This is a genomic window from Pilosibacter rotomagensis, from assembly GCF_045062245.2.
Taxonomy (GTDB): Bacteria; Bacillota; Clostridia; order Lachnospirales; family Lachnospiraceae; genus Pilosibacter.
Genome location: NZ_CM170323.1, coordinates 1,270,568 through 1,287,031, shown reverse-complemented (window position 1 = coordinate 1,287,031; position 16,464 = coordinate 1,270,568). Strand labels below are relative to the sequence as shown.

Annotated in this window: 15 protein-coding genes; 4 read left to right on the top strand and 11 right to left on the bottom strand. The window is 48.2% G+C overall.

The window, feature by feature from the left end; translation table 11 throughout:
- Position 1: 1 nt before the first annotated feature.
- Positions 2-1,186: a cysteine desulfurase NifS gene (nifS, locus tag ACI3EW_RS05715; RefSeq protein WP_118322114.1), complete on the bottom strand. Its 1,185-nt coding sequence runs from the start codon at positions 1,184-1,186 to the stop codon at positions 2-4.
- 309 nt (positions 1,187-1,495) lie between these two features.
- Here nifS and ACI3EW_RS05710 point away from each other — a divergent pair, with 309 nt between their 5' ends.
- Entirely contained in the window at positions 1,496-3,079 is a 1,584-nt protein-coding gene (locus ACI3EW_RS05710) for a putative polysaccharide biosynthesis protein (RefSeq protein WP_405579688.1), read from the top strand.
- 18 nt (positions 3,080-3,097) lie between these two features.
- On the opposite strand, the gene ACI3EW_RS05705 is transcribed toward ACI3EW_RS05710, so the two are convergent.
- Complete coding sequence (locus ACI3EW_RS05705; RefSeq protein ID WP_182426484.1) at positions 3,098-3,328, bottom strand: hypothetical protein; 231 nt, start codon at positions 3,326-3,328, stop codon at positions 3,098-3,100.
- A gap of 261 nt (positions 3,329-3,589) precedes the next feature.
- Complete coding sequence (locus tag ACI3EW_RS05700) at positions 3,590-4,114, bottom strand: adenine phosphoribosyltransferase (RefSeq protein WP_118297723.1); 525 nt, start codon at positions 4,112-4,114, stop codon at positions 3,590-3,592.
- Between the two features lie 404 nt (positions 4,115-4,518).
- Between ACI3EW_RS05700 and ACI3EW_RS05695 the strand changes: the two genes are divergently transcribed.
- Positions 4,519-4,998, top strand: a complete 480-nt coding sequence (locus ACI3EW_RS05695) for an RrF2 family transcriptional regulator (RefSeq protein ID WP_118297722.1) — start codon at positions 4,519-4,521, stop codon at positions 4,996-4,998.
- Between the two features lie 411 nt (positions 4,999-5,409).
- On the opposite strand, the gene ACI3EW_RS05690 is transcribed toward ACI3EW_RS05695, so the two are convergent.
- Positions 5,410-6,720, bottom strand: a complete 1,311-nt coding sequence (locus tag ACI3EW_RS05690) for an O-acetylhomoserine aminocarboxypropyltransferase/cysteine synthase family protein (protein WP_118297721.1) — start codon at positions 6,718-6,720, stop codon at positions 5,410-5,412.
- A gap of 276 nt (positions 6,721-6,996) precedes the next feature.
- On the opposite strand from ACI3EW_RS05690, the gene ACI3EW_RS05685 reads away from it, so the two are divergent.
- Complete coding sequence (locus ACI3EW_RS05685; RefSeq protein WP_405579680.1) at positions 6,997-7,995, top strand: ABC transporter substrate-binding protein; 999 nt, start codon at positions 6,997-6,999, stop codon at positions 7,993-7,995.
- 141 nt (positions 7,996-8,136) lie between these two features.
- Here ACI3EW_RS05685 and ACI3EW_RS05680 read toward each other — a convergent pair whose 3' ends face one another.
- The 6 genes from ACI3EW_RS05680 to ACI3EW_RS05655 all read right to left on the bottom strand — a co-directional run bounded on the left by ACI3EW_RS05680 (position 8,137) and on the right by ACI3EW_RS05655 (position 13,704).
- Positions 8,137-9,009: a DMT family transporter gene (locus ACI3EW_RS05680; protein ID WP_405579677.1), complete on the bottom strand. Its 873-nt coding sequence runs from the start codon at positions 9,007-9,009 to the stop codon at positions 8,137-8,139.
- Positions 9,010-9,019: 10 nt separating this feature from the next.
- Positions 9,020-9,787 (bottom strand): creatininase family protein, encoded by a 768-nt coding sequence (locus ACI3EW_RS05675; RefSeq protein ID WP_118321614.1) that lies wholly within the window; start codon positions 9,785-9,787, stop codon positions 9,020-9,022.
- A gap of 112 nt (positions 9,788-9,899) precedes the next feature.
- Positions 9,900-10,715 (bottom strand): carbon-nitrogen hydrolase family protein, encoded by an 816-nt coding sequence (locus ACI3EW_RS05670; protein ID WP_405579674.1) that lies wholly within the window; start codon positions 10,713-10,715, stop codon positions 9,900-9,902.
- Between the two features lie 33 nt (positions 10,716-10,748).
- A complete protein-coding gene (locus ACI3EW_RS05665) occupies positions 10,749-12,032 on the bottom strand; it encodes a TRAP transporter large permease (protein ID WP_118321612.1) in 1,284 nt (427 codons plus the stop codon).
- Positions 12,029-12,529, bottom strand: a complete 501-nt coding sequence (locus ACI3EW_RS05660) for a TRAP transporter small permease (RefSeq protein ID WP_405579671.1) — start codon at positions 12,527-12,529, stop codon at positions 12,029-12,031. The genes ACI3EW_RS05665 and ACI3EW_RS05660 overlap by 4 nt, the downstream gene beginning before the upstream one ends.
- Positions 12,530-12,633: 104 nt before the next feature.
- Complete coding sequence (locus tag ACI3EW_RS05655; protein ID WP_405579668.1) at positions 12,634-13,704, bottom strand: TRAP transporter substrate-binding protein; 1,071 nt, start codon at positions 13,702-13,704, stop codon at positions 12,634-12,636.
- 424 nt (positions 13,705-14,128) lie between these two features.
- Here ACI3EW_RS05655 and ACI3EW_RS05650 point away from each other — a divergent pair, with 424 nt between their 5' ends.
- Positions 14,129-15,430: an IS110 family RNA-guided transposase gene (locus ACI3EW_RS05650; RefSeq protein WP_227117340.1), complete on the top strand. Its 1,302-nt coding sequence runs from the start codon at positions 14,129-14,131 to the stop codon at positions 15,428-15,430.
- A 127-nt stretch (positions 15,431-15,557) separates the two neighbouring features.
- Here the strand turns inward: ACI3EW_RS05650 and ACI3EW_RS05645 are convergent, their stop codons facing one another.
- Entirely contained in the window at positions 15,558-16,247 is a 690-nt protein-coding gene (locus ACI3EW_RS05645; RefSeq protein ID WP_118321609.1) for an RraA family protein, read from the bottom strand.
- Positions 16,248-16,464 lie beyond the last annotated feature (217 nt).

Sequence of the window (16,464 nt, the reverse complement as noted above, 5' to 3'; positions counted from 1 at the left end):
CTTACTTTCTGTTCTTCTTAATGAAATCCTCATAGAGTGGGGACATTGCGCGAAGCTTCTCCACGATCTTCTTAAGGCAGTCTACAGTATGGTCGATCTCTTCCTTCGTTGTCTCCTCGCTTAAGGTAAGGCGTAAGGATCCGTGCGCGATCTCGTGCGGAAGTCCGATGGCTAACAGCACATGGGACGGATCCAGGGAACCGGATGTACATGCAGATCCGCTGGAACCGCAGATCCCGTCCATATCGAGCATGATGAGTAAGGACTCACCTTCGATAAACTGGAACGCAAAGTTCGCATTGTTGGAGAGACGGTTTGTGCGGTGACCGTTTAAGCGTGTGTACGGTATCTCGTCCATGACACGTCCGATCAGGTAATCACGGAGTTCTGTCTCTTTCTTCTTATTATTCTCAAGCTCTGCCATCGCAATCTCGACTGCTTTTCCGAGACCCACGATTCCCGGCACATTCTCAGTTCCGGCACGGCGTTTTCTCTCCTGGGCGCCGCCGTGGATGAAGGAGCGGAGTTTTAAGCCTTTTCTGATATAGAGGAAGCCGACTCCCTTCGGGCCGTGGAACTTGTGTCCGCTGGCGCTTAACATGTCGATATGGTACTCATCCACATTGATCGGTTCATGGCAGTATGCCTGAACTGCGTCGGTGTGGAAGATAATTCCGTTTTCATGGGCGATCTCACCGATCTCTTTAATCGGCTGGATCGTTCCGATCTCGTTGTTTGCGAACATTACAGAGATCAGGATCGTATCCGGGCGGATCGCCTTCTTTAACTCGTCGATGGAGACGGTGCCGTACTCATCCACCGGGAGGTATGTGATCTCGTAGCCGCGCTTTTCAAGATATTCACAGGTGTGAAGGATCGCGTGGTGTTCGATCTTTGTTGTGATGATGTGTTTTCCCTTGGATGCATATGCCTCCGCAGTTGCGATCAAAGCCCAGTTGTCGGACTCGGAACCGCCGTTTGTAAAGTAGATCTCATTGTCCTTTGCGCCGAGAGAATTTGCGACCGTCTCTCTTGCCTTTGCGAGCGCTTCCTTACACGGTGTGGAAAACTCATATACCGCAGAAGGGTTTCCGTAATATTCTGTATAAAACGGCAGCATGGCTTCCACGACTTCCGGACGTACCTTTGTCGTAGCCGCGTTGTCGAGATAAATTACTTTCTTCATTGTTCCGCCTTTCTGTTTTAAGAGGTTCAAAGCCTGATAACACTATTAGTTTATGCCATGACCCGCGAGTCAGCGCCGCAAAAAGCGCGGACAGGCCACAGATATTTTACATTATATACGAAACCCCTCAGGAATTTCAACCGGTATTCTCATGTTTTTTCAGAAATACACAGTGAATCACTAAGTATTAAAGAATTTGTGATGATTTCAATCTTCATATCAGTCATCCGTCTGCGATAAACCGGATTCATATCATTCCCCTGCTCCCACATATATATAACCGAATCCTTCTGCCATTTCGGAGCTGCCATGCCTTCTTCCCATAAGCCCCATCCACTCATCACCGGAACAATTCTTCTCACAGCCGCCGGTCTCCTCTCCCGCGTCCTCGGCTTTTTCTACCGGATCTTTCTCTCCCGCACGATCGGCGCCGAAGGTCTCGGGATCTATCAGATGATCTTTCCGGTCTACGGGATCTTTTTCTCCTTGTGCGCCGGCTCGATCCAGACTGCGATCTCCCGTTTCATCGCAGCGGAGCCGGAACATGCGAAGCGGACGCTTGTTTCCGGATTTCTCCTTTCCTTTTCCATGTCACTCTCCGCGGCCCTTATGATCCGACATTTTTCCGGATTTCTCGCGGGATCTGTCCTCATGGAACCGCGGTGCGCCCCGCTGCTCTCCGTTATGGCCTTTGCAATCCCCTGCACTTCCGTCCATGCCTGTATCTGCGGCTACTACTACGGAAAGGAAAAGGTGTCTGTCCCTGCAGCCGCCCAGCTCTTTGAACAGATGATCCGGATCTTTACGGTCTTTCTCCTGGCATCCATCTGGATCGAGAAGAAGATTCCGATCACGGTGTCGCTCGCGGTATTCGGCCTGGTGGCCGGAGAGGCCGGATCTGCTTCGTTTGTCCTGATATTTTTTCTTCTTTTTCATGAATTTCATGGAAATAAAAATAATTCAGCAAATTTCTCCGATCATGCCGCGCACAAACCTCATAAATTTCAAAGTACCGCAGATATTCCGGGACTCCTGGATTTCCTGTCTCCCATGAGTGCTCTCCTCGCTCTCGCCGTCCCGCTCATGGCCAACCGGCTGATCCTGAACCTCTTACAGAGTGCCGAGACGATCATGATCCCGGAGCGGCTCACTGTCTACGGCCTCACAAGGTCCCAGGCTGTCAGTACATATGGGACTCTCACCGGCATGGCAATGCCGTTTGTCCTCTTTCCCTCCGCTCTCGTAAACTCTCTGGCTGTGGTCCTGCTGCCGTCGACCGCCAGACACCAGTCTGCCGGAAACACCTCCGGCATCGCGGACGGGATCTCCATGTCCTTCCGCTACAGCCTCTACCTCGGGATCTTCTGCATCGGGGTATTCACGGTCTTCGGCGAAACTCTGGGGCTGCAGATATTTAAAAGCCAGGACGCCGGATCTTTCATTCAGATCCTCGCCTGGCTCTGCCCGTTTCTCTATCTTGCCACCTCGTCCGGCAGCATTTTAAATGGCCTTGGAAGGACGAAGCTCACATTTTTCCATCACCTGGTCTCTCTCCTCGTCCGCATCGCTTTCGTGTGGTTCGGGATCCCGGTGTTCGGGATCCGTTCCTGTCTCTGGGGGATGTTAGCAAGCGAGGTTCTCCTCGCTCTGCTCCATATCCTGGCACTCCGAAGGATCACTGCGTTTGAATGGAACGCATGGATCCTGATCGGAAAACCGGTATTCTGCCTGCTCTGCGCGCTCTGGATCTTCCGCCTGTTCCCGGAAGACTTCCCGATCCCGTCCGGTTTTCCGGAATTTTTCCGCACCGCCGTCCGGATCCTCATCCTGTCAGCCGCCTACTTCCTGCTTTTGCTGTTTTTCCACAGGAAACCGCAGCGCTCCGCTGCATAAGTCAAACAAACCATTCCGCTACTCGTCGAACTCCACTGTCACATAGTATCCGCGGTCATTCTGGATGATGTCCTTCACAATGCCCTTTTTGCTCTTCAGACGCTCCGTAAAACGGAACAGCCCCGACATGGCCACCGCCGGCTCGATCATGTAATTGACATTGACCGGTGTGACCGACTCGCTGACATCCACTTCCTGCCCGACCTCAACGAGACCCGGGCGCTCCATTTTAAATACGATCTCTCTCATTTTTATCCTCTTTTCCTGATAAATACAACAGTTCTTCCGATACGCTCTTCTGACAGAAAAACAGATGCCGCCAGCCCGCTTTTGTCGCGTTCTCTGGCGGCATATAATCTTTTTTCTTAGTCAGACATGACTCCCATCTCTTTAAGATGCTGAGTAACCGTAAATTTATCCCAACAAAAATCCATTCTGCAGTTGAAATAACCGTTCTGCGAAGGTGTGTATCATCCAGCGACCATCATTTGCATGGACCTGGTTTCCTTATTACTTACCCTCGTAAATGATCGCGGAATCCACATCATATTTCTGAAGTTTCTCTCTTCCTTTTAATCCCGCAAGCTCCATCACAAAACAGATCTTAACGACCTCGCCGCCGAGTTCTTCCACGAGCTTTGCGATCGCCTCCACAGTTCCACCGGTTGCGATCAGATCATCGATGATCACGACCTTCTGACCCGGTTTGATGGAATCTTTATGAAGCTCGATCGTTCCGGTGCCGTACTCTAAGGCATACTCCATAGAAACCGTCTCTCTCGGAAGCTTACCCGGTTTTCTCGCCGGGACAAAGGATTTTCCCATCTCATACGCGACCGGTGTTCCAAAAATAAATCCTCTGGACTCCGCGCCGACAACCACATCGAAATCCACGTCCTTCACCATCGCAAGGAGAGAATCGATCGCCAGCTTAAATCCATCCGGATCCTGTAAGATCGAGGTGATATCGCGGAAAATAATTCCCGGCTCCGGGAAATCCGGAATGCTTACAACATAATCTTCCAGCTTTTTCATAACTTTTCTGGTTCCTTTCTTTCTGACTCACTATTTCTGCAGCGATCCTGATTTCATCTCAACCAACTTGTTAGCTTTTCATTTTCAGGGCCACCGCTGATATTCTGTTTTCGCAGCAATCTGGTCCTTTTTCCAAAGGACCTCTATTGGCGGTTTCCGTTCTCTGCCGGAAACTCTTTTTTATTTTATCACATGTGTATTTTTCTGGCAACCACGAGAAAAAGCCAAAACCTTAGTTGAACGCCCATCTTTTTTGTAGTATAATCGGAACCAGTTCCGATTTGCGTTGTTTGTCACCTAAACGAGGTGGAAGTCTGATCTGACTGAGATAAAATATTACAGAAAGTTCAACGCCCGGCTGTCTTTTCCCATGCCAGGCTGTTGTTTAAATTGGTGAAGCAATTATGAAAATATCTACAAAAGGCCGTTATGCGCTCCGCATGGTCATCGACCTGGCGGAACACACCGAGGATGGGTTTATTTCCTTAAAGGATATCGCCGCCCGCCAGGGGCTCTCAAAAAAATATCTGGAGCAGATCGTCCCGCTCTTAAATAAGACCGGAATGCTCTCCACTACCCGCGGATACCAGGGCGGATATCGTCTCGCGAAAGCTCCGTCGGAATGTACGGTCGGTGAGATCTTAGAGACCACAGAGGGCAGTCTCGCCCCGGTCTCCTGCCTCGAGCACACTCCGAATCCCTGCGAACGCTGCTCCGCCTGCGACACGCTCCCGGTCTGGGAAGGTTTAAACCGCGTCATCATGGACTACCTGGACGGCATCACGATCCAGACGATCCTGGACCAGAAACATGAGCTGGAGGAGAAACACAGACTGGCAGCGGAGGAGATCTTAAACAGTGTGAAGGGGCCATGCAAATCATAAGATTGGCAGCGGCGGTATCGGTCAGGTCTTCCACCTCATAATACCAAATGATATAAGCTTCGTAGCTAGTTCCTTCCGAAATAACTGCTGCGAAGCTATTTTTTCTTCGATCAGTTACAGTAGACAGCCACTCTCACCCATCAGAAATACACTCACCGATCATCTTTTCATCTTATATCTCCTGCGTTCCCCCTTATGTTTTGCATAAACCTGCCACCAGCGTTTTCCTGCAGTTATACAGCCACAGCAAAACAGCAGCCACATGCACTTTTTTTGCGCACTGGCTGCTGTTTTTCGTTCACTTATTGAGGGGGAATATCATATTGGGAGTATTTTGCAAGGATCTTATGATCTCCGGGACGATTCCTGCCAGGCATTCATCGTCCCGTACCATTCTGTAAAAGCAGTGGATTATTCCTGTAATGTCTTAAATGCCTCGTCGAGATCCTCGATGATATCGTCGATATTCTCAGTACCGATGGAGAGACGGATCGTGTTCTGCTTGATGCCCTGATCTGCAAGCTCTTCATCGTTTAACTGGGAGTGGGTTGTGGATGCCGGATGGATGACAAGGGATTTTACATCGGCAACGTTTGCGAGTAAGGAGAAGAGTTCCAGGTTATCAATGAACTTCTTCGCAGCCTCTGCACCGCCTTTGATCTCGAAGGTAAAGATGGAGCCGCCGCCGTTCGGGAAATATTTCTTGTAAAGTCTCTGCTGCTCCGGATCATCGGATACGGACGGATGGTTTACTTTTTCTACGAGCGGATGGTTGTTTAAGTACTCAACGACTTTTAATGCGTTCTGTACATGGCGCTCTACACGGAGGGACAATGTCTCAAGTCCCTGTAAGAAGATGAATGCGTGGAACGGGGAGATCGTTGCGCCTGTATCACGAAGTAAGATCGCACGGATCTTTGTGACGAATGCTGCTCTTCCTGCTGCCTTTACGAAGCTTACGCCATGGTAGCTCGGGTTCGGCTCAACTAAGGACGGGAACTTTCCGCTTGCTTCCCAGTCAAAGTTTCCGCTGTCGATGATCACGCCGCCGATCGTGGTTCCGTGGCCGCCGATGAATTTTGTTGCGGAATGGAATACGATGTCTGCGCCGTACTCGATCGGTCTTACAAGGTACGGAGTCGCAAATGTGTTATCCACTACGAGTGGGATCTTGTGTGCATGAGCGATGGATGCGAGCTTCTCGATATCGACAACATCGGAGTTCGGGTTTCCGAGTGTCTCAACATGGATCGCTTTTGTGTTCTCCTGGATCGCATTCTCAACTTCCTCGTAGTTGAACGGATCAACGAAGGTTGCTGTCACACCGTACTCCGGAAGTGTATGTGCGAGGAGGTTGTAGGTTCCTCCGTAGATGTTCTTTGCTGCAACGATGTGGTCGCCTGCATGTGCAAGGTTTTCAAATACATAGGTTGCTGCCGCTGCACCGGATGCAACTGCAAGTGCTGCAACGCCGCCCTCAAGTGCTGCGATTCTCTTTTCAAATACATCCTCGGTCGGGTTTGTCAGTCTTCCATAGATGTTTCCGGCATCGGTAAGTCCGAAACGTGCTGCTGCATGTTCGCAGTTTTTAAATACATAGGAAGAAGTCTGGTAGATCGGGACTGCTCTCGCATCTGTCACCGGATCCGGCTGTTCCTGTCCTACATGAAGCTGTAATGTCTCAAATTTGAAATGTCTCTCTGCTCTTGTCTTCTTTGCCATAGTATTTTCCTCCTCTTATTCCGGATCGGGACATCGCATTTCATTCCCGAAAAATTTCTTATTTTCATTTACCAACCATCCTATCTGGTTGCAAGGTAATAGTACCATATGTTGGAAAATCTGTCTAATTGGATGTACTCAGGGTCTGCTATAGGTTTTTCCTATTGCTTTATGCTACGTCAAGGCACCGCAGGAATCATGATCTTTTGCACCCTTTCCGGCATTTCTCATACACTGAACATATAGAACGATCGCAAAGAGAGGTCTTTTGGTATTATGAGAAAATTTCTGGCACCGGTTCTTCTTGTGTTTACGGCGGCGGCTCTGCTTGCCGGATGTAAGAAGAACACGGAATCATCTTTAACTCCCGTGACTTTAAATGAGGTTGCCCACTCCATCTTCTACGCCCCCCAGTATGCCGCCATCGAGCTGGGGTATTTTGAGGAGGAGGGAATCGATCTGACACTGGTAAACGGTGCAGGGGCTGACAAGGTCATGACAGCCCTGGTATCCGGGGATGCGGACATCGGGTTCATGGGATCTGAGGCGAGTATCTATACTTATATCCAGGGCGATGAGGATTACGCCGTAAACTTCGCCCAGCTCACCCAGCGCGCCGGAAACTTCCTGGTCGGACGCACACCGGAAGCTGATTTCAAGTGGGAAAACCTCATTGGGAAGAAAGTTTTAGGCGGCCGTGCCGGTGGCATGCCCCAGATGGTCTTTGAGTATATCTTAAAGAAGAACGGCATCGATCCCGCCAAAGATCTCACCATCGACCAGAGCATCAGCTTCGGTCTCACCGCGGCAGCGTTCACCAGCAATGATTCCGACTACACCGTCGAGTTCGAACCCTTCGCGACAGCCCTGGAACAGGAAGGAAACGGCTATGTAGTCGCATCCCTTGGAAAAGATTCCGGCTACGTCCCTTACACGGCCTACAGTGCAAAAAAAAGCTATATTGAAAAGCATCCGGAGATCATACAAAGCTTCACCAATGCGATCCAGAAAGGCCTCGACTACGTGAATACCCACTCCGCCGCAGAGATCGCCGAGACGATCAAACCACAGTTTCAGGAGACAGACACCGAAAAGATCAAGATCATTGTGGAACGTTACAAAGAGCAGGATACCTGGAAAGGAAATACCATCTTTGAAAAAGAGAGCTTTGAACTTCTTGAGAATATCCTCGAGGAAGCCGGGGAGCTTGACACACGGGTTCCTTATGAGGATCTTGTGAATACGGGGTTTGCGAAAGAAGCTGCAGCACAGTAATCCCATCTGCTGCAGGGCATCCGCAATAACAGGCGCTATCTCTCCCCTGCAGAAATCAGCGGCAGTTTTCTCAAGTTTTTGGCATCAAAAAACGGAAGCCCCGGACCGTATCACTCATACGTCCTGACCGCTTCCGCTTTTTCAATTATTTTTTGTCCGCTCCGGACACGACACAACGATCACCGACAGTAAAATTGCCGCGATCCCAGTGAGCGTCCTTCCGGTCATAACTTCATGGTATACAATAACTCCCACGATCACGCTTGTCAGCGGTTCAAAAGTCGAGAGCATCGAGGCGTTCTGCGCGCCGACATACTTTGTACCAAGCTGAAATGCCGTCGAGGCGATCACACCTGCTGACAGGGCAAAGATGACCGTCAGTCCCCAGCCTGCCGCTGCGATGCCCAACGTAAATTTCCCCGTCTCCAGCGCGATCAGGAATATCTCCACGGTGCCGATTCCGGAAAGCCAGAAACTTAACTTATACGGATGCATGTCCACGAGTCCGCAGTGATCTAACAGCAAAATATACAGTGTGTAGACGATTCCTGAGACAAACGCGAGCAGAAATCCCATCAAGCTGACCGTCCCATCCGCCTGGCAGAGACACAGGATCCCTGTCACGCAGAAAAGACAACTCACCGCTTTTTTTCTGGTAAGTCTCTCATGATAAAATACGATACTTCCAATCAGGACAAGCACCGGATACACAAAGTGGATCGTTGTCGCCATTCCGGACGGGAGGTAATTGTAAGAACTCCAAAGCAGATACGGCGTCAGGCAGTACCCCTGGGCGCAGAAAAACAGCTTTTTGAATTCATCCCGGCTCACGCTGTAATCTTTATGCATCCAGACTGCATTCACGATCCAGAATGTCACTGCCGTTATCATCATACGGAAGAATGTCAACGTGACCGAATTTCCGCCCATGGCGTAGATCTGCTTCGACAGCAGCGGATTCACCCCAAACAGAACCGCTGATAAGATCGTATAGAATATCCCTTTTAATTTCACACTATCGCCATCATTTCAGCTTTGTCGCGCAGTGGCTCGTATTATAGTTCCATCCTGTCTTCTCAAGCTCCTCTATATCTTTCACGACAGCATCTACGAGGCAGTCATTCATGAGCTTTCCTTTTTCCGCTGTCGCGATGGTCGCGTCACCGGTCTGGGCTGTATCTGTGATCTCAGCGAAATCCCACTTGATATCGACATGTTCCGGAAGATGATCTGGCACGACGCATGTTGCCTGATCCGGCTCACACCACTGCGGGAATAAATGGTAAGCGATGGAGGATTCGCCCTCTCCCGCATGTCCAAGTCCGTTCCAGACCTTGAAGGTTCCTTCCGGGACGAGCTTTCCGGCGATGACCCACCATTCCGGCAGGGACGCGATCCTTGCGTCCGGATATTTCTCCTTGATCTTTCTCGCCGCGATCTCGATTGGAGCGATATTTCCGTCATGTCCGTTCATCAAAAAGATCTTATTGATACCGTTTCTCAGGACAGATTCCACGATATCATAGATCACATGGATCATGGTCTCATAATCAAAGGTCAGGGTAAACGGGAATGTGTCATAATGTCCGCTGTAGCCCACAGTAATCGGCGGGAGAACCAGCATTCCCGGCACACGGTCCGCCACCTGTTTGCTGAGTTCGTAGGAGACGATGGTGTCACAGCCCTCTGCCAGATGCTGTCCATGGGCCTCGCAGGAACCGATCGCCAGAATCACCTTATCAAATTTACCTTCTTTTATCTGGTGGGCTGTCATTTTTAATAATTCGTTCATACTGTGTTTCTCCTTTCTAAAATGGTCATTAATTGCGGAAAAGGCGCCTCTGCACGGTCAGAAGCGCCTTTCCCACAAGAGGTAACGGTATAATGAGAAATTGTAAGCTATTTTATTTTACAAGATAGAGGTACGGTCTGCGGTCCTTGAAAGACGGAAGTTTCGCGCGGACCTGTTTGATTCTGTCTGTATCGATGGTCGCGCAGATAAGCTGCGGTGTCTCGCCTGCGGATGCAACCGCAACGCCCATCGGATCCACGATGATGCTCTCGCCCATGCTGTTTACGCCAACCTGGTCTGCCGCAACGATGTAAGCGGTGTTCTCGATGGCTCTCGCTGTGATCAGAGTCTTGAACTGATGGGATTTTAACGGACCGCTTGCCCATGCTGTCGGCATGAGAATGATGTCGGCTCCCTTGAGAACCTGATCTCTCGCAACCTCCGGGAATCTTACTTCGTAGCATACAAACAGTCCGATTTTTCCGAACGGGGTATCGATCGGATCAAACAGCTTGTCGCCCGGGCAGATCGTATCAGACTCTTTATATCCGAACGCATCGTAAAGATGTGTCTTTCTATACACTCCCTTGATCTCGCCTTCGCTGTCGATGATCATTGTCGTATTGTGGTTGCGCGGATCTGCCGGATTGTCTACTTTTTCATTCATTCCGAATGCGATCCATACATGGTTGTCTTTTGCCAGTTTCTTCATTTCCGTTGCAAACGGTCCATCCAGAGTCTGGGCGCTCGCAAGCTGTGTCTCATGCGGAGTTCCCGCCGGATAAAGGCTCATAAAGCACTCCGGGAATACGATAAAGTCTGCATGATAATATTCTACAGCCTCTGCAACAGCTTTTCTAGCGTTCTCAAGGTTGATTTCCGGGTCACCATTCTGCTCCATCTGAGCAACTACAAATCTACTTTTCATAAGAATACCACCTTTATCATTTTTAGCATTACATTAAGCACCAAGCAGTAAATTCGGAAGCCATGTTACGATCGGCGGGAAGAATGTTACAAATAAAAGTGCTATAAAGATCGGGAGATAGAAGGTCTTTGTACCTGCAATTACGTTCTCCAGAGGTTCTCCCGTTACTGTACTGAGTACGAACAGACACACACCTACCGGCGGAGTGGAAGCTCCGATCGTTACCGCGAGGGCAACGACAACTCCAAGGTGGATCATATCGATTCCGAAAGCTGCCGCAATCGGCATTAATACAGGAACCATAACGAGCTGGATAGAAGTACCGTCCATGAAGCATCCAAGGAAAAGAAGGATAAAGAGGATGATCAAGAGGACGACATACTTACTGGAAGTAAAACCAACCAATGCGTTTGTGATAGTTTGCGGAACCTGTTCTTTTGTCATGACCCATGCGATAACAGAACCAACACCTGTAAGGAACATGATGGAGGATGCGGAAGTAATTGTCTTCTTGAGCGCATCAATCAGGTTCTTGAGAGAGAATGTCTTGTAAATGATGCTTACAAAGATTGCATATACGCATCCAAGGATACCGACCTCTGTTGCTGTTGCGACACCGGTACCAACACCGAGGAATAATAATACCGGGCAAAGAAGAGCGAAGATACTTCTCTTTGTTGCAGTGATAAGTTTCTTAAGACTAAATTTTTCTGGTTCTGGGCACTGTACTTTTCCGGTCGCACACATGAAGTAAATCTGTGCCATTAACGCTGCCGCAAGAATAAGTCCCGGAAGAAGACCTGCCATAAAAAGTTTTCCCGGGGAAGTATTGGAAAGGGAACCGAATACCAATAAAACAACGCTGGGAGGAATGATCGGTCCCAACAGAGATGCCGCTACGGTTACACCGGTGGAAAACTTTCCGTCGTATCCTTTACTTCTCATTGCCTTTACGCCCAGCATTCCAAGACCAGCCGCATTGGCAACCGCAGTACCGGAGATTGCTGCGAAGACAACGGATGTAACAACGTTAACCTGTGCAAGGCTTCCTTTCATATGTCCAACAAGAGCTTCACACCAGTCAAAGATTCTCTCAGTGATACCGCCGCTATTCATGATGTTTCCAAGAAAGATGAAAAATGGAATCGCCATAAGTGTGTAGTTGCTCATGCCGCCGGAAATAAGGCTTGGGATAATAACAGGATCAAGTCCGCTGTATTTTATAGCGGCTAACGCTCCGATTGCCATCGCCATGGAGATTGGTGCTCCTAAGAGTACAAATACAATCAGGATGATAAACATGAAAATCGCAATCATTTCTCATCTCCTCCTTTCTTTCCAAAAACCGCAAGTGCTGCTTTGACAGTGTTCGCAATGTATTTAATCTCTGTTGTTCCGATTCCTATGAACAGAGCGTAGCTTCTGAATTTAAGAGGATATCTCGCTACAATCGTCACATTGTTGCCCTGTGATAAGTACAATTTATAGAGGTTTACTAATAATATATAGTTCATGAATACGAGCATGGCCGCCACAAAGAGATCAACGATCTTTCGTGCGGAAGGCGGAAGCTTATTGATAAATAAGTCCAGGCAGATGTCCGCATTGTCATTCGCTACTTTCGGGAGACCGAGCATTGCGAACCATAACATTAAGAGTACACTGATTTCCTGTATCCAGATAAAGGAATTTCCCCATAAGTTTCTCTGTAAGATCTCATAGGCGTTTAAAACAATTGCTGCAACGAGTGCAACAACGGCGATCCATCCTTCTACTTCGACGATGCCGTCATATATTTTTTTCAATGTTTTCATACGCTTACTCCTGCAAATTGCTAAGCTTTTGGGAGAAGTTCCCGACCGCTCTGGATCAGGAACCCAGTTCCCTTAAGCCTGTCTGTGTGAATCAGTTCTGTTGATTAGTTTAAGCCAAGTTCTTTAACGATGATCTCGTTGAATTCGCCCTTTGCGGCTAAGCCTTTGTAGTAATCTTTCAGAGCGTCTGCGAAAATGCTGTCATCAAAGTCAAGATCAAATGTAACGCCGCCTTTTGCTTCAAGTCTTGCAATCATATCGTCAACGTCTTTTTCAATGATCTCGTTGGAGTGTGTTGCTGCATCGTTCGCTGCGCGGATAAGTGCATCCTGCTGATCTGCTGTAAGGCTGTTGAACTTGTTGAGGTTCATAACCATCCAGAGTTCTGCCGGATAACAGTCCATACGTGTTACATAAGGTCCAACCTCGTAGAATGCCATGGACTCTACATTTGAAATCGGGCAGTTAACAGCGTCGACCTGCCCCTGCTGAAGAGCCATATAGCACTCACTGTAATTGACAACGGTTGTTGTTACACCGAGAGATTTCATTGCTTCCATGAATACAGGAGAATCTGCGGAACGAAGTCTCATTGCCTTTAAATCAGCAACGCTTGTGATCGGCTTTGTAGAGCATGTAACGTAGTACGGTCCACGTCTCCAGTCACGGTTTGTGTTGATGAGTTTAAATCCTGCGGACTCAAGCTGCTGTTCCTGTAATTTACCGAAATCGCCTTTTACGATCTCTTCATATTTATCCCAGCTGTCAAATAAGAACGGGTAAGAGCAGATACCTGTGTCTACGCCGTATCCTAAGTAGAAGATACCGCCCTCACAGTACATATCAACAGTACCTAACTGCATGTTGCTGACTACTGTTGTGGAGTCGCCTAACTGCTCACTCGGATATACAGTTACTTCAACGGTTCCGTTTGTGTATTCTTTTACAAGATCAGCGAAATCTTGGAAGGATTTTCCCTCAAAGCTGTCTGCCGCAACCTTTGTTGCTAAGGATAACTTTACGACATCACCGCTCGCTGCTGTGTTTGAAGCTGCCTGTGTCGTTCCGCCTGCTGCCGCTGTTGTCGCCGGTGTAGAGGAACCGCCTGATGAGCATCCGCCGAGCATTGTAGCTACCATACCTGCTGCCAGTACCATTGCTAATGTTTTTTTCATGTGTAATCCTCCTCGTATAATAAGTTCGTAGGCAAGAAATATCGCTTATGAACTTATTCTTTTTATGGGTATAGATGGTAAGGACATCCAAGAGGAACTCCCCTCATCCTGAATCCCATCCATACGGTCAACAGTTACTTTTTATATGATTCATCCTGTGTTATGATATCAGGCAGAGTCTGATGTCCGAAGGCACTGCTTTTCCTCCTTTCAGCCGGCTTTGGCCGTGACTGCTTTTTTAGCATTCAGCCTGGCACATATGGCACATTCCGCTAACACAGAATTTTCGTCCCCCGCCGTAGCTCCAGCAAGAAAGGCTGGCCGGGTGCATGCTCATTGCGCGAGGCTTCGGTCACCATATGCAGCACAGGATAAACCTTTTACTTCAGGCTCCACAAATCCAGATCGGAAAGGATGTGATATCTTGTTAAAGATCAACTATATGTCCACCTTGTTTGTAGGTATTGATGTAAGCTCAAAATCCAATGCGGTCTATGCCATGGATTTTGAAGAAAACAAGTACATCTCATCCTCATTTGGCAACAATCAGCCCGGCGCTGATGAACTTGCCGATATGATCGCTAAATGCATGCAGAAACATAAAAACCTTGATACAATCATCGTTGCTTTAGAGTCTACCTCTGTTTACAGCGTCCATATCGCAAATTTTCTTTCTACATGTGAGACGCTTATGCCGTACAAGCCCTATGTTTTCTGTGTCAACCCCAAGGCTACATCCAATTACCGTAAATCCTATATCGGAATGGAAAAGACGGATCCTATCGATGCTTTTCTCATTGCTGACTTCGCAAGGGTCGGCAGGACGAAAAAGCTTGAGCCTTGGCGCGGCGGCCAGTTTATCGCCCTGAAGCGTCTTACCAGGCATCGCATGCACCTGTCAGAATGCATTACCAGGGAAAAGACCTACATGGTTTCAAACCTGTATCTGAAGTTCAGCGAACTGCAGCTTCTTGAGGGTGATAACAAGCCGTTCAGCAATATTTACGGCGCAACATCTTCTGCCATACTGACGGAGTTCCTGTCCCCCCAGGAGATCATCGACCTCTCAGAGGAAGAACTCCTTTCGTTCCTCGCTGAAAAAAGCAGGAACCGTATTTCTGACATATCCAGGACATCCGAGCTTTTGCGGAAAGCCGCAAGGGACTCGTACCGTTTGGATCAATGCATGTATGAACCACTGAATATTTCACTTGCAAGCTCATTTAACTGCATCCAGGCCTATCAAAAAGAAATAAAACTGATAGAGCAGGCAATTGAAAAGTGCATCAATGGGATGAACCCGAATGCGTTTCTTATCCTGAAGTCCATTCCCGGTATCGGACCGGTATGGGCCTCCGGCATGCTGTCCGAAATAGGCGACATAACTGCGTTCCACTCATCCGATGCACTTGCAAAGTATGCCGGTTTGTACTGGCTGAAAAACGATTCCGGCGATTTTATTTCCGAGGACAATCAAGTCTCAAAAGTCGGGAATCCGTATCTGCGCTATTATCTGGGAGAAGCGGCTAACAGCGTCAGGAAGCATGTGCCAGAATACACTGAGTATTATGCAAAAAAATATGCTGAAGTTACCAAGCATCAGCACAAAAGAGCACTCGCGCTTACATCTCGTAAACTTGTACGGCTTGTTTTTGGATTGCTGGTCAAAAACCAACTGTACACCGGCGAAAAGCTGGACACTCAATCAAATATCAACAAGAACTGATGTTCGCCTTTGGATTTTCCGCCGAAGGTCTATTAAAGTTACCCTTTTTCCTGAAAAATATATCAAAATCTTTTTTAAAAACTCTTGACATATCACCAGAATGCTGTTTTCTTTGGTTATGTTAATCTTATTTATTTTTCTCTGCATCTTCCCACGGATTTGCTTCCTCACCGGCGATCTTTAACGCGTCGTTGATGATCGGGAAGTAATCGGACATCTTCTTTCCACTTCTGAAGCCTGCGAACATTCCGTCCGGAGCCTGCTCTGCGCGGTTTCCAGCTTCGCCCATCTCTAAGAGTTTCTCGCACTCTTCCGGTTTCATAACGATTACGCCCTCAGCGTTTCCGAAAATAATGTCGCCCGGATTTACAACAACGCCGCAGCAGTTGACCGGTACATTGAAGCTTGCGGTCTTATCTTCTTTAATAGTAGTTGTCACAACGGAAAGTCCTGTAGCGAATACCGGAAGTCCTACGGATACGATTCCTGCGGAGTCTGTTGCCGGTCCATCGATAACGATTCCTGCCATTCCCTGGCACTGCGCGTTTAAGGAGCATCCGTCACCGCAGCATGCGTGAATGTTTTCTCCGCCGCGGTCTACAACGATTACGGAACCCTTCGGTGCATGTTCAACTGCGTAATATAACATGATGTTGCTGTCGCCTGTCATTCTTACGGTAACAGCCGGCCCGATCATCTTGAAATCTTTGGATACCGGTTTGATGCTGGTATTCATATATCCGTTCTTTACAAAATGCCCAAGCTGTGCCGGATCAACCTTCATAAAACGATCGATGAGTTCTTTTGTTAATGCCATAATTTCCTCTCCTTTTGATTCTTTGTAGTAAGCATTCTCTAAACCGCCCTGCGGTCCCGGAGGATCTTATTTTGTTTCGTTCAATGCTTCTGCACTTATATATAGCAACCCATGTGCCAAATTCAGCAAATTCCCCTCTTTTTATAGTTTTGCACATTTTTTTTGGTTATATCTGCCTTTTTGAGTGCTGCTTTTGTGCATTTTTCACAATTTCCAT

What these genes read in the sequence shown, in the direction of transcription:
- ACI3EW_RS05670 (WP_405579674.1), bottom strand. Translation starts at nt 10,715, where the DNA reads ATGAAAAGTAGATTTGTAGTTGCTCAGATGGAGCAGAATGGTGACCCG.
- ACI3EW_RS05675 (WP_118321614.1), bottom strand. Translation starts at nt 9,787, where the DNA reads ATGAACGAATTATTAAAAATGACAGCCCACCAGATAAAAGAAGGTAAA.
- ACI3EW_RS05695 (WP_118297722.1), top strand. Translation starts at nt 4,519, where the DNA reads ATGAAAATATCTACAAAAGGCCGTTATGCGCTCCGCATGGTCATCGAC.
- ACI3EW_RS05710 (WP_405579688.1), top strand. Translation starts at nt 1,496, where the DNA reads ATGCCTTCTTCCCATAAGCCCCATCCACTCATCACCGGAACAATTCTT.
- ACI3EW_RS05660 (WP_405579671.1), bottom strand. Translation starts at nt 12,529, where the DNA reads ATGAAAACATTGAAAAAAATATATGACGGCATCGTCGAAGTAGAAGGA.
- nifS (WP_118322114.1), bottom strand. Translation starts at nt 1,186, where the DNA reads ATGAAGAAAGTAATTTATCTCGACAACGCGGCTACGACAAAGGTACGT.
- ACI3EW_RS05645 (WP_118321609.1), bottom strand. Translation starts at nt 16,247, where the DNA reads ATGGCATTAACAAAAGAACTCATCGATCGTTTTATGAAGGTTGATCCG.
- ACI3EW_RS05705 (WP_182426484.1), bottom strand. Translation starts at nt 3,328, where the DNA reads ATGAGAGAGATCGTATTTAAAATGGAGCGCCCGGGTCTCGTTGAGGTC.
- ACI3EW_RS05700 (WP_118297723.1), bottom strand. Translation starts at nt 4,114, where the DNA reads ATGAAAAAGCTGGAAGATTATGTTGTAAGCATTCCGGATTTCCCGGAG.
- ACI3EW_RS05690 (WP_118297721.1), bottom strand. Translation starts at nt 6,720, where the DNA reads ATGGCAAAGAAGACAAGAGCAGAGAGACATTTCAAATTTGAGACATTA.
- ACI3EW_RS05685 (WP_405579680.1), top strand. Translation starts at nt 6,997, where the DNA reads ATGAGAAAATTTCTGGCACCGGTTCTTCTTGTGTTTACGGCGGCGGCT.
- ACI3EW_RS05655 (WP_405579668.1), bottom strand. Translation starts at nt 13,704, where the DNA reads ATGAAAAAAACATTAGCAATGGTACTGGCAGCAGGTATGGTAGCTACA.
- ACI3EW_RS05665 (WP_118321612.1), bottom strand. Translation starts at nt 12,032, where the DNA reads ATGATTGCGATTTTCATGTTTATCATCCTGATTGTATTTGTACTCTTA.